This window comes from Klenkia marina (assembly GCF_900101025.1).
GTDB lineage: Bacteria > Actinomycetota > Actinomycetes > Mycobacteriales > Geodermatophilaceae > Klenkia > Klenkia marina.
Genome location: NZ_FMUH01000002.1, coordinates 664,644 through 676,497 on the forward strand (window position 1 = coordinate 664,644; position 11,854 = coordinate 676,497).

Sequence of the window (11,854 nt, forward strand, 5' to 3'; positions counted from 1 at the left end):
TGTCGACCACCACGTGCAGGACGCCTCGGCGCGCCCGCGCACAGCTCGGCGATCAGGAGGCGTCGATCAGGGCCGGCTCAGCAGCTCCTGCACGCGGGCGGTCAGGCCGGCGTCGCCGCGCTCGACGCCGTCCAGCGACGTCACCGCGGCGGCGCCGCGGATGCCCGACAGCAGCCAGACGGCGTCGGCGGAGTGCAGGTCGGCGACCGTGCCCGGGGTGACCGCGGTGGGCCAGCCGTCGGCCTCGGCGGCGGCGAACAGCCGGGCCTGGGTGGTGCCGGCGAGGATGCCGAGGTCCGCCGGCGGGGTGTGCAGCGTGCCGCCGGCCGCCCACACGACCGTGGACGTCGGGCCCTCCAGCAGCTGCCCCTCGGCGGAGGTGAACACCACGTCGTCGGCGCCGACCGCGTGCGCGTGCCGCTGCGCCGCCATGTTCACCGCGTACGACAGCGTCTTGGCCCCGCCGAGCAGCCAGGGCGCGCCGGCCCGCACGCCGGCGGCCAGCCCGTAGGTCAGCGCGACCACGCGGACGCCGTCCCGCCGCTGGCGCAGCACGTCCTCGCCGACCGGGGCCAGCAGGGCCAGCGCAGTCGGGGCGGCGCCCTCGCCGCGGGTCAGGAACAGCCGGCACACGCCCTCGACGCCGTCCGGCCAGCCCTCGGTGGCTGCGGCGACCAGCGCTCGCCAGGCCTCGTCGGGCACCGGGGGCAGGTCGAGCAGCCGGGTCGAGCGCTGCAGCCGCACCAGGTGGTCGCCGAGCCGGGGTGTGGCGCCGCCGGCGACCAGCACCGACTCGAACACGCCGTCGCCGCGGGCCAGACCGGCGTCGAACGCCGTCACCACCGGCTGGTCGGCCGGCAGTCGAACCGCCGCGCCGTCCCGCCAGACCGCCACCGCCCGCTGGTCGTCCACCGGCCCAGCGTGCCTCACACCGCCACCGCGGTGCCGCAGATCGTGCAGATCTCCAGCTGCTCCCGCTTCCAGCGCAGCAGCGGGACGAAGAAGACGGTGAACTGGCGGTACCGCTTGACCCGGGCCCACACGGTCGTGTTCGAGCAGCGCGGGCAGGTGCGGGTCGAGCCAGGCCCGAGGTCCTTCTGCTTGCTGCCGAACCCGAAGAAGAAGATCACGGTTCGAGCCTAGGAGCGCGCTGGGTTCCCGGCATGCGGACGACGTCCTGACCTGGCTGCTCGACGGCGACCCGGCGCTGCGCCGGCAGGTCGAGCGCGACCTGCTCGGCGCACCGCCCGAGGTCTGGCGGGCCACCCGCGCCCGGGTGGCCACCGAGGAGTTCGGGGCGCGACTGCTGGCCCACCAGGACCCCGACGGCCAGTGGGCCGGCGGTGCGTTCTTCCCCCGCGTCGACGGGGAGGTGCAGTGGCCGACCGACGGCGAGGGCCAGCCGTGGACGGCGACCACCTGGTCGCCGGCGTCGCTGCGGGGGTGGGGGTGCGACCCCGCCGCCCTCGGGCACACCGTCGAGCGGCTGGCCGCCGGCTGGCGCTGGGAGCACGACGACCTGCCCTGCTGGGGCGGCGAGGTCGACGTCTGCATCACCCCGCCGGTGGCCCCGTCGCGGTGGCGGTACGACCGTGCTGCGCGTGCTCGAGCACCTGCGCCGGGCCGGGCTGCACCACGGCACCGCCCCCGACCCGCGCGCGGCGGGGGCGGTCGACCGGTCGCGGGCCGGGCGGCAGCCGGACGGGCGGTGGTCGCAGGGGCCCGTCCGACCCGGCGCGGGGTGGTCCGGGACCGATGCCCCGGCAGGGGAGCCCTCCCGCGGCGTCACGCTCGGCGCGATGCGGGTGCTGACCTGGTGGGACGCCGCTGTCGTACCTGCGCGCTAGGTTCCACCCGTGCCCGACCACAGCCACGAGACGCCGCCGTTGGCCGCCCAGCTGCGCTCCCGCGGGCTGCGCCTGACCACCCAGCGGCAGCGGGTCCTCGAGGCGGTCGGTGCGCTCGAGCACGGCACCCCGGAGGAGATCGGCACCTGGTTGCGCGAGCAGGCGGGCCCCGCCGGCGCCGCGCCCGACACCTCGACGGTCTACCGCAACCTCGAGCTGCTCGAGAAGCTGAACCTGGTCTGGCACACCCACCTGGGCAAGGGCGCGCCGGTCTACCACGCCGCCCAGCACCCGCACCTGCACGTGGTGTGCTCGGTGTGCGGGCGCATCGACTCGGTCGACCCCGCGGTGATGGACGGCGTCGCGGAACGTCTGGCCGCCGACCTGGGTTACAGCCTCGACGTGGGCCACGTGGCGCTGTCCGGGACGTGCCGGGACTGCCGCGGGTCCGGTCAGGAGGAGTCATGACGTCCCCGCTGCTGTCCCGCCCCGGTGCGGTCGCCGTCCAGTCCGATCCGGGGGGTGCTGTCACCGGCTCCGTCGCCGCGCACTACGGCGAGCCCCTGCCCGAGCAGCGCCGCGCGGCCGAGGGCGTCGTGCTGGTCGACCGCAGCGACCGCGACGTCGTCGCCGTCCCCGGGCCCGACCGGCTCTCGTGGCTGCACAGCCTGACCAGCCAGCACCTCGAGCGGCTGCCCGACGGTGCCGGCACCGAGGCCCTCGTCCTCTCACCGCACGGGCACGTCGAGCACCACGTCGTGGTCGCCGACCTCGCCGGCACCACCTGGCTGGACACCGAGCCCGGTGCCGGCACGGAGCTGGCCGGCTGGCTCGACCGCATGCGCTTCATGCTCCGGGTCGAGCCAGCACTGGTCACCGACGCCTGGGCCGTGCTCACCCTGGTCGGGCCGCGCACGGACGACGTCCTGGCCGCCGCCGGGCTGCCCCGGCCGGCCGAGCCCTACGAGGTGCAGGCCACCGACGGCGGCGGGTGGGTGCGGCGCATGCCCCCGCTCGGCGACGGCGTCCCGACCGTCGACCTGCTGGTGCCCCGCGCCGCCGTGGCCGACCGGGCCGACGCCCTGCTGGGCGCCGGGGCCGTGCTGGCGGGGGTCGACGCGCTGGCCGCCCTGGCCGTCGAGGCCCACCGGCCGCGGTTGGGTGCCGACTCCGACCACCGCACCATCCCGAACGAGACGCCGTGGCTGTCGACGGCCGTGCACCTGGAGAAGGGGTGCTACCGGGGGCAGGAGACCGTCGCCCGGGTGCACAACCTGGGGCGTCCGCCGCGCCGGCTGGTGCTGGTGCACCTCGACGGCATGAGCGAGCAGCTGCCCCCGCCCGGCACCCCCGTCACCGCCGGCGCCCGCGAGGTGGGCCGGCTGGGCACCGTCGTCCGGCACCACGAGCTCGGCGTCGTGGGCCTGGCGCTGCTGAAGTCCGCGACGCTGGAGAAGGAGCCCCTGCCCGAGCTGCGCGCGGGGGAGACGGTGGTCGTCGTCGACCCCGACGACCTGGTGGTGACCACCGACGACACGGTGCTGGCGGCCCGGGAGCGCGTGCGGGCCGTGCGGTCTGCGACGATCGGCCGGTGACTTCGGGGACGGGCAGGGCGACGACGAGCGGGACGCTCATCACGCTCGCGCCCACCGGGGCCGAGTCGGCGAAGGCCGACGTCCCCGCGCTGCCGGTCACCGTCGACGAGGTCGTGGCCACCGCACGCGACTGCGAGGCCCTCGGTGCCGCCGTCGTGCACCTGCACGTGCGTGACCTCGACACCCGCCCGACGCTCGACCTGGTGCGGGTGCGCGAGGTGGTGGCCGCCGTGCGCGAGTCCACCGACCTCGTCGTCCAGCTGTCCTCGGGCGGGGCGGTCACCGACCCGCTGCCCGACCGCGTGGCCGTGCTCGACGCCGAGCCCGACGCCGCGTCGCTCTCGCTGGGCACCGTGAACTTCGGCCGCGACGTCTTCAGCAACCCGTGGGACCTCATCGTCGAGCTGCACACCCAGATGCGCGAGCGCGGCATCGTGCCCGAGTACGAGGCCTTCGACCTCGGCCACCTGGCCACCCTGTCCCGGCTGCTCGACCGGCACGGCCCCCCGCACGGCGGGCACGTGCACGTCGACCTGGTGATGGGCGTGCCCGGCGGCATGCCCGGCACCACGGCGGCGCTGGCCGCCTGCCTGCCCGCCATCGAGCCCGGCTGGACCTTCGCCGCGACCGGCGTCGGCCGCACCTCGCTGCCGGTGATGCTCGCCGCGCTCAGCGCCGGCGGGCACCTGCGGGTCGGCATGGAGGACACGCTCACCTACGCCCCCGACGAGCCCGTGCGCGACAACGCCCAGCTGGTCGCCCGTGCGGCCGGCCTGGCCCGCATCGCCCAGCGCCCCGCCCTGACCACCACCGAGGCCCGCGAGCTGCTGGGCATCAGCGCACCCCAGGAGGCATCCCGATGACCACCACCGCGGCCGGCGGCACCGCCGTCGACACCCTGCTCGACCCGGCGTTCCTCGAGGGCGTCGAGCAGCGCGGCATGCTCGACGTCCGAGCGCTGCGCCGGCAGGCCGAGCAGAGCGAGGTCGACCTCTCCTACACCCGGCGCCTGCTCCAGGGCCGGCTGGACATCGTGCGCCGCGAGCTGCAGCGCCGCGCCGAGCACGACGGCCGCTCGCTGGTCGACCTGCTGCCCGAGATCCTGGCCGAGAAGGGCCGCGGCCCCGCCCACGGCCTGGGCCGGCACCAGACCGTGCAGCCCAGCAACCCGGTCGCGCTCGAGCAGTGGGTGAACTCGCTGGCCCCCGGCGTCGACCTCTCCGACGTCGGTGAGCTGCCCGACGACCAGCTCGAGACCGCGGCCCGCGCACTGGCCGCCGGTGAGCGCGGGCTGTCCGAGCGCCGCCGCGGCGTGCAGCAGGTCATGGACGCCCTGGCCGCCGAGCTCGGCCGCCGCTACCGCGACGGCGAGGCCGACGTCGCCCAGCTGCTGGCCGCCGAGGGTCGTCACTAGGAGAAGGACCCCCCGCCCGTCGACCGATCAGTTGCGGTCGGCGACACGGACCGGCACGCCACGCGCGACGACCGCAACTGCACACTCGGCCGGCTGGCCGCGGAGGAGGGACCACGTGAGCTACCCGGACAACCCCGTGCTGGTGGAGGTGCACCGGTCGGGGTTCCTCGAGTCGGTGCACCGCGGCTCACTGGTGGTGCTCGACGCCACCGGCGCGGTCGTGCACGCGGTCGGGGCGGTCTCGGTCCCCACGCTGCCGCGGTCGTCGAACAAGCCGGTGCAGGCCACGACCTACCTCGACGCCGGGTGGGTGCCCCGCTCGACCGAGGAGCTGGCCATCGCCGCCGGCTCGCACTCCGGCGAACCCGGCCACGTCGAGCTCGCGCTGGCGATGCTGGCCGCCGCCGGCCTGGCCGAGCACGACCTGGGGTGCCCGGCGGCGCTGCCGTCCGACGAGCGCGAGAAGGCCACCTGGCTGGTCGAGGGCCGGTCGCCGGCGCGCTCGGCGATGAACTGCTCGGGCAAGCACGCCGCGATGCTGTCGGCCTGCGTCGCCGCCGGCTGGCCGACCGAGGGGTACCTGGATCGGGCGCACCCGCTGCAGCAGGCCGTCGAGGCCCGGCTGGGGGAGGCCGGCGGTGAGCAGGTGAGCGCCGTCGTCGTCGACGGCTGCGGCGCCCCGCAGCACGCGCTGTCGGTGACCGCCCTCGCCCGGGGCGTCCTGTCGCTGGTGCAGGCCGAGCCGGGCACCTCCGGCCGTGCGGTCGCCGACGCGGTGCGGGCGCACCCGTGGCTGGTCGCCGGCACCGGCAAGGACGACACCCTGCTCATGGGGGCCGTGCCCGACCTGCTGGTCAAGGGCGGTGCCGACGGGGTCCACGTGGCTGCGCTGCCCGGGGTGGGCGCGGTGGCGCTCAAGCTGGACGACGGCGGCGACCGCGGTCGCATGCCTGCCCTCTGCGCGGGTCTGACCCGGCTGGGCGTGACCGCCGACCTGCTGGCCCCCTTCGCCGTCACCCCGGTGAGCGGCGGCGACGGCGTCGTGGGCGAGGTCCGCGCCGCCGGCTGAGGCGTCGACCACACTGCTAGCTCTCCGCTTGCAGGAGCTAGCACCCGGCGCTAGCCTCGGAACCGTGCAGAACCCGTCGGAGATCGTCAGCTCGGTCCGCGAGAGCGTGACCAGTGCCGTCGAGTCCGCCGCCGCCGAGGCGACCACCGTCTCGACCGCGGTCAGCTCGCAGGTGGGCGACTTCATCCGCACCCAGCGCAACGCCGCCCAGGTGTCGCTGCGCGAGCTGGCCCGCACGGCCGGGGTCAGCAACCCCTACCTCTCGCAGGTGGAACGGGGGCTGCGCAAGCCGTCGGCCGAGATCCTGGCCCAGATCGCCCGCGGTCTGAAGATCTCCGCCGAGACGCTCTACGAGCAGGCCGGGATCCTCGACCGCCGCTCCGGCACGCCGGACACGGTCACCGCCATCCGGTCGGACCCGGCGCTGAGCGAACGGCACAAGGCCGTGCTGCTCGACCTGTACGAGTCGCTGGCCGTCAGCCCCGCCACCCCCACCACCGAGGAGCCCCGATGAGCGCCCTGGACACCGCCAAGAAGAACGCCGAGACCGCCCGCAAGCGCGCCGAGCGCACCGTCCGCGACGCCCGGCTGACCGCCCGGTCCACCCGCGACCTGGTCGTGGCCACCGGCCGGACCGGCGCGCTGGCCGCCATCGGCGCCGGCGACGTGGTCGTCGACCGGGCGCGCACCCTCGTCGAGACCGTGCTGCACCGCGCCGAGGCGCTGCCGGCCGAGGCCCAGACGCAGGCCGAGGTCGCCGTCAAGGAGGCCCGCGCCCGTGCCGAGGCCGCCCGCGACCTGGCCTTCTCCGCGGTCGGCCAGGTGCGCGGCACCGCCGAGGACGCCGCCGGGCGCGCCCAGGGCGCCACCCGTCCCGAGGCGGTCAAGAACACCGTCGCCGAGGTCCGCGGCACCGTGACCGTGCTCGCCGGCGCCGCCCGCAACCAGGCCACCAGCACCGTCGCCGAGCTCGCCGCCCGCGGCGAGGAGGTCGTCGACGACCTGCGTCGCCAGCCCGGCTTCCGCTCGCTGGTCTCGCGCGCCGAGCGCACCGTCGAGACCGTGCAGGACGCCGTCGACGAGACGCTGGACTCCGCCGACGAGGTCGTGGCCGACGCCGCCGACGAGGTCACCTCCGCCGCGCAGAAGTCGAAGTCCGACGCCGCCGACGCCGCCGACGAGGTCACCTCCGGCGCGCAGAAGGCCAAGGCCCGCACCAGCAAGGCCGTCGCCGAGACCAAGCGCGACGTCGCCCGCGAGGCCCGCTCGGCCAAGCGCAGCATCCGCTCGGCCGCCGGCAACGCGCCGGCGACCCAGGCCAAGCGCACCCCGGCCAAGCGGACGACGGCCCCCAAGGCCACCACCTCGAGGGCCACCGCCGCGAAGACCACCACCTCGAAGGCCACCGCCGCCAAGGCCGCCCCGGCGAAGGCCACCGCGCCCTCGGCCACCAGCACCGCGCCGTCGGCCAGCAGCAACGCCCCGGCCGCCAGCAGCAGCGCCCCCTCGGCCAGCTGACACCAGGAGCACCCGGAACAGGGCCCGCAGCGTTCGCGCTGCGGGCCCTGTGTCGTCCCCGGCGGCTACCCTGGCGGCATGCCCGCCTTCGACAACGCGCTGTTCATGGTGATCACCTACGCCGTGCTCGCCGCGGGCGCCTGGGCCACCGTCGACGCGATCATCCGCCCGGCCGCCGGCTACGTGGCCTGCGGCAAGCTGACCAAGCCCGCGTGGGTGGCCATCACCGCCATCGCCACGCTGGTGGTCTACGGGTTCGGCGTGATGTCGTTCCTCGGGCTCCCGGCCATCATCGGCATCATCGTGTACCTGGTCGACGTGCGGCCGGCGCTGCGCGGCCTGCAGTCGGGCAACAGCAGCTGGTAGCTCAGCCGCGGTACGGAACTGCGGCTCAGCCGCAGCACCGATCTGCGGCTCAGCCGCGGCACCGATCTGCGGCTCAGCCGCGGCACCGATCTGCGGCTCAGCCGCGGCACCGATCTGCGGCTCAGCCGCGGGGCATGACCAGCCACAGCAGCAGGTAGGCGATGAACTGCGGCCCGGGCAGGATGCACGACAGCACGAACGCCACCCGGACCACGGTGCGCGACAGCCCGAAACGGCGGGCCAGGCCGGAGCACACCCCGGCGACGACCTTGTGCTGGGTGTCGCGGGCGAAGCTGCGGGGCGCCGGAGAAGTCATGCTGACACCGTAAGGCGGCTGGCTGGGAGCTGCCTGGCCAGATCAGGCGAAGATGCCTGGTGGCGGCTCGGGCGACGGCACCGCCGAGGCGTCGTCCACCGGCACCGCCGTGCCCACGAAGGTGGTCAGGTCGGTGTCGGCGACCACCCGCGAGGGCATCGGGTCGCCCGCGCAGCGCCGGGTCAGCGCCGCGACCGGCAGCTCGGCGTCCGAGGCGACCGCGACCGTGTTGCCGTGCCGGCGGCCGCGCAGCGTGCCCGGTTCGGCCACCAGCAGCACGTGCCCGAACACCGCCCGCAGGGTCGCCGCCTGGGTGCGCAGGAACCGCAGCGGCGGGCCGTCGGAGACGTTCCACGCCGTCACCCCGCCCGGCCGCAGCACCCGGGCCACCTGGACGGCGAACTCGCGGCTGGTCAGGTGCGCCGGGGTGCGGGCCCCGGCGAACACGTCGACCAGGACCACGTCGGCGCTCGCGTCGGGCAGCGCCTCCAGCCCCGCCCGGGCGTCGGCGGCCCGCACGCGGATGCGCGCACCGCGGGGGAGCGGCAGGTGCTCGCGCACGAGCTCGGTCAGCGGCTCGTCGAGCTCCACCACCCGCTGCCGCGAACCCGGCCGGGTCACCGCCACGTACCGCGGCAGGGTCAGCGCACCGCCGCCCAGGTGGACGACGTCGAGCGCCGCGCCCTCGTCGGCGGCCAGGTCCACGACGTGCCCCATGCGGCGCACGTACTCGAACTCCAGGTGCTCGGGCTCGTCGAGGTCCACGTGCGACTGCGGCACCCCGTCGAGCATCAGCACGTAGGAGCGGTCGCGGTCGGCGTCCCCGAGGATCTCGGCCACCCCGCCGGCGACCGCGACCTGCCCCGGCATGGCGGGCGGGGGCTCGGCCGCACGGCGGCGGCTCACGCCGCGCTCACGAGGGGGCCACGGCGGACCAGCGCACGGTGACCTCGCCGTGCCGCCAGCGGCGGGTCGACCCCACCAGCGGCCAGCCTTGGCCGGCCAGCGCCTCGGCGGCGGCGGTCCAGCGCTGCCGCGGGCCGAAGGTCGAGAAGCCGGCTGCCGAGGCCCAGCAGGCGTCGAAGGCGGTGAGGAAGTCGTGCACCGGCTGCCCGGGCACGTTGTGGTGGATCAGTGCCTTGGGCAGCCGCTCGGCCAGGTCGGAGGGCCGTTCGATGTCCGAGGGCCGGACGGCGAGGGTCAGCGTCAGCGGGCCGGACTCGTCGAGGGCCACCCAGGTGGCGCGCCGCCCCCACTCGTCGCAGGTGCCCTCCACCAGCAGGCCGCCGGGCCCCAGCGCCGCGCACATCGTCGTCCAGGCGCGGGCGGCGGACTCCTCGTCGTACTGGCGCAGCACGTTGAACGCCCGCACCAGCACCGGCGACAGGCCGGCCAGCTCGAACCCACCCACCCGGAAGTCGACCCGCGGCGGGTCGCGGTCGGCGGCCACGGCGGTCACCCGCTCGGGGTCGATCTCCAGACCGACCACCTCGAGGCCGTCGACCTCGGGTCCCAGCCGGTCGACCAGCTCCAGCGTGGTCACCGCCGAGGCGCCGTAGCCGAGGTCCACGACCAACGGTCGGGCGGCGTCGCGCAGCCGGGGCACCTGGGTGGCCAGCAACCAGCGGTCGACGCGGCGCAGCCGGTTGGCGTTCGTGGTGCCGCGGGTGGGCAGGCCCATCGCACGGGCGCGACCGGCGGCCAGCCGGGGCTGCTTGCGGGTCGGGGGCAGCACCGCCTTGCGGGAGTGGTCGCTGCTCACCGGTCCGGAGGGTAGTCGCGGTTAGCGTGGGGCCCGTGCAGGTGCATCAGGGAACCCGGTTGGCCGAGCTCACCACGTTGGCGGTGGGCGGTCCGGTCGACCGCCTCGTCGAGGTGCACGACGCCGAGGAGCTGGTCGCCGCCGTCCGCGACGCGGACACCGCCGGGCGTCCGCTGCTCGTGCTGGGCGGGGGCTCGAACGTCGTCGCGCCGGACGCCGGGTGGCCCGGGGACGTCGTCGCCGTCCGCTCCCGCGGCGTGCTGCGCACCGGGGACTCCCTCGTGGTGCAGGCCGGCGAGCCGTGGGACGACCTCGTCGCGCACACCGTCGCCGAGGGCCTGGCCGGCATGGAGGCGCTCAGCGGCATCCCGGGGAGCACCGGGGCCACACCGGTGCAGAACGTGGGCGCCTACGGCCAGGAGGTCGCGCAGACCATCACCGCGGTGCAGGTGCTCGACCGGCGCGACGGCTCGGTGCGCACGCTGGCCCCGGCCGACTGCGGGTTCGGCTACCGCGACTCGGCGCTCAAGCGGAACCCGGGGGTGTTCGTCGTCCTCACGGTGACCTTCGGGCTCGAGGCCTCGGAGCTGTCGATGCCGGTCGGGTACGCCGAGCTGGCCCGCCGGCTGGGCGTCGAGGTCGGGGAACGGGCGCCGCTGGCCGACGTCCGCACGGCGGTGCTCGAGCTGCGCCGCGGCAAGGGCATGGTGCTCGACCCGGCCGACCCCGACTCGCGCAGCGCCGGCTCCTTCTTCACCAACCCCGTGGTGCCGGCCGCGATGGCCGGCCCGGTCGTCGAGGCGGGCTGCCCGAGCTGGCCGGCCGGCGACGACGTGAAGCTGTCGGCGGCGTGGCTGGTGCAGCACGCCGGCTTCGGCCGCGGCACCCGCGACGGCCACGTGGGGACGTCGTCCCGGCACTCGTTGGCGCTCACCACCGAGCCGGGGGCGACGGCCACCGAGCTGCTCGCCTTCGCCACCCGCGTGGTGGACGCCGTCCGCGACCGCTTCGGCGTGACGCTGGTACCGGAGCCGACCGCCGTCCGACCCGGCTGACGCCGGGTACCGGAAGCTCCACCCCCGTCATCGGGCCCGATCGACAGGGTGGATACCCCGATACCCCGATACCCCGATACCGGGGTGGGGCCTATTGCTCGCGGTGGACCTTGTGCTGGGCGGCCTGGGCGCGGGGGCGGACGACCATCAGGTCGACGTTCACGTGGTGGGGGCGGGTGACCGCCCAGGCGACGCAGTCGGCGACGTCGGCGGCGACCAGCGGTTCGCGCACGCCCTCGTAGACCTTCGCGGCCGTCGCGGCGTCGCCGGTGCGGTTGAGCGCGAACTCCTCGGTCCTGACCATGCCCGGGGCGATCTCCACGATGCGCACGGGCTCGGCGACCAGCTCCAGGCGCATGGTCTGCGCCAGGGTGTGCACGCCGTGCTTGGCCGCGGTGTAGCTGGCCCCGCCCTCGTAGCTGACCAACCCGGCGGTGGACCCCATGAGGACGACGTCGCCGGCGCCGGAGGCGCGCAGCGCGGGCAGCAGCGCCTTGGTGACCCGCACCGTGCCCAGCACGTTGACCTGGAAGGCCTTCGTCCAGGAGTCGAGGTCGGCCTCGGCCACCGGAGCGGCGTCGAACGCGCCGCCGGCGTTGTTGACCAGCACGTCGACCCGGTCGAGCGAGGCGGCGAGAGCGGCCACGGACTCGTCGCTGGTGACGTCGAGCTCGACGGCGCGGCCACCGATGCGCTCGGCCAGCTCGGTCAGCCGGTCCAGGCGGCGGGCGGCGAGGACGACGGTGAACCCGTCGGCGGCCAGGCGTTCGGCCGTGGCGGCACCGATGCCGCTGGAGGCTCCGGTGACGACGGCCACACGTCCGTCGCCGGGGAAGGGGAGGGCAGATGTCTCGGCGGGCATGCGTCCAGTCTGCTGGTGCAGGATGGTGGGCCGGAGAGGTGCCTGGCGTG

Annotated in this window: 15 protein-coding genes; 9 read left to right on the plus strand and 6 right to left on the minus strand. The window is 75.9% G+C overall.

Features of this window, described 5'->3' with window-relative positions:
* Positions 1 to 66: 66 nt before the first annotated feature.
* Positions 67 to 912: an aminotransferase class IV gene (locus tag BLP29_RS08370; RefSeq protein WP_092802313.1), complete on the minus strand. Its 846-nt coding sequence runs from the start codon at positions 910 to 912 to the stop codon at positions 67 to 69.
* Between the two features lie 14 nt (positions 913 to 926).
* Entirely contained in the window at positions 927 to 1,130 is a 204-nt protein-coding gene (locus tag BLP29_RS08375; RefSeq protein ID WP_092802316.1) for a zinc-ribbon domain-containing protein, read from the minus strand.
* Between the two features lie 726 nt (positions 1,131 to 1,856).
* Between BLP29_RS08375 and BLP29_RS08385 the strand changes: the two genes are divergently transcribed.
* From BLP29_RS08385 to BLP29_RS08420, 8 genes are all read left to right on the plus strand, one after another.
* Positions 1,857 to 2,315, plus strand: a complete 459-nt coding sequence (locus BLP29_RS08385; RefSeq protein WP_092802319.1) for a Fur family transcriptional regulator — start codon at positions 1,857 to 1,859, stop codon at positions 2,313 to 2,315.
* Entirely contained in the window at positions 2,312 to 3,442 is a 1,131-nt protein-coding gene (gene ygfZ / locus BLP29_RS08390; protein WP_092802322.1) for a CAF17-like 4Fe-4S cluster assembly/insertion protein YgfZ, read from the plus strand. Before BLP29_RS08385 ends, ygfZ begins: the two co-directional genes overlap by 4 nt.
* Positions 3,439 to 4,305 (plus strand): beta-keto acid cleavage family enzyme, encoded by an 867-nt coding sequence (locus BLP29_RS08395; protein ID WP_092802325.1) that lies wholly within the window; start codon positions 3,439 to 3,441, stop codon positions 4,303 to 4,305. The genes ygfZ and BLP29_RS08395 overlap by 4 nt, the downstream gene beginning before the upstream one ends.
* The gene (locus BLP29_RS08400; protein WP_092802328.1) at positions 4,302 to 4,856 is read left to right on the plus strand and encodes an RsiG family protein; all 555 of its coding nucleotides are present in this window, start codon (positions 4,302 to 4,304) and stop codon (positions 4,854 to 4,856) included. Before BLP29_RS08395 ends, BLP29_RS08400 begins: the two co-directional genes overlap by 4 nt.
* A 115-nt stretch (positions 4,857 to 4,971) precedes the next feature.
* Complete coding sequence (locus BLP29_RS08405) at positions 4,972 to 5,925, plus strand: asparaginase (protein WP_243469790.1); 954 nt, start codon at positions 4,972 to 4,974, stop codon at positions 5,923 to 5,925.
* A 64-nt stretch (positions 5,926 to 5,989) separates the two neighbouring features.
* A complete protein-coding gene (locus BLP29_RS08410; protein WP_092802331.1) occupies positions 5,990 to 6,439 on the plus strand; it encodes a helix-turn-helix domain-containing protein in 450 nt (149 codons plus the stop codon).
* Positions 6,436 to 7,443, plus strand: a complete 1,008-nt coding sequence (locus tag BLP29_RS08415; RefSeq protein ID WP_092802334.1) for a hypothetical protein — start codon at positions 6,436 to 6,438, stop codon at positions 7,441 to 7,443. Before BLP29_RS08410 ends, BLP29_RS08415 begins: the two co-directional genes overlap by 4 nt.
* 78 nt (positions 7,444 to 7,521) lie before the next feature.
* Positions 7,522 to 7,809, plus strand: coding sequence for a DUF2516 family protein (locus BLP29_RS08420; RefSeq protein WP_092802337.1), 288 nt, complete (start codon positions 7,522 to 7,524; stop codon positions 7,807 to 7,809).
* Between the two features lie 121 nt (positions 7,810 to 7,930).
* On the opposite strand, the gene BLP29_RS08425 is transcribed toward BLP29_RS08420, so the two are convergent.
* Genes BLP29_RS08425 through BLP29_RS08435 form a run of 3 tightly spaced genes read right to left on the minus strand, consistent with a single transcriptional unit; the run spans position 7,931 to position 9,887 of the window.
* Positions 7,931 to 8,125 carry a PspC domain-containing protein gene (locus tag BLP29_RS08425; protein ID WP_092802340.1) on the minus strand — a complete coding sequence of 65 codons (195 nt, stop codon included), beginning with the start codon at positions 8,123 to 8,125 and terminating at the stop codon, positions 7,931 to 7,933.
* 42 nt (positions 8,126 to 8,167) lie between these two features.
* Complete coding sequence (locus BLP29_RS08430) at positions 8,168 to 9,031, minus strand: spermidine synthase (protein ID WP_243469791.1); 864 nt, start codon at positions 9,029 to 9,031, stop codon at positions 8,168 to 8,170.
* Positions 9,032 to 9,038: 7 nt separating this feature from the next.
* Complete coding sequence (locus tag BLP29_RS08435; protein ID WP_092802343.1) at positions 9,039 to 9,887, minus strand: class I SAM-dependent methyltransferase; 849 nt, start codon at positions 9,885 to 9,887, stop codon at positions 9,039 to 9,041.
* Positions 9,888 to 9,922: 35 nt separating this feature from the next.
* Between BLP29_RS08435 and BLP29_RS08440 the strand changes: the two genes are divergently transcribed.
* Positions 9,923 to 10,942: a UDP-N-acetylmuramate dehydrogenase gene (locus BLP29_RS08440; protein ID WP_092802346.1), complete on the plus strand. Its 1,020-nt coding sequence runs from the start codon at positions 9,923 to 9,925 to the stop codon at positions 10,940 to 10,942.
* A 91-nt stretch (positions 10,943 to 11,033) separates the two neighbouring features.
* Here the strand turns inward: BLP29_RS08440 and BLP29_RS08445 are convergent, their stop codons facing one another.
* Entirely contained in the window at positions 11,034 to 11,804 is a 771-nt protein-coding gene (locus tag BLP29_RS08445) for an SDR family oxidoreductase (RefSeq protein WP_092802349.1), read from the minus strand.
* Positions 11,805 to 11,854: the final 50 nt, after the last annotated feature.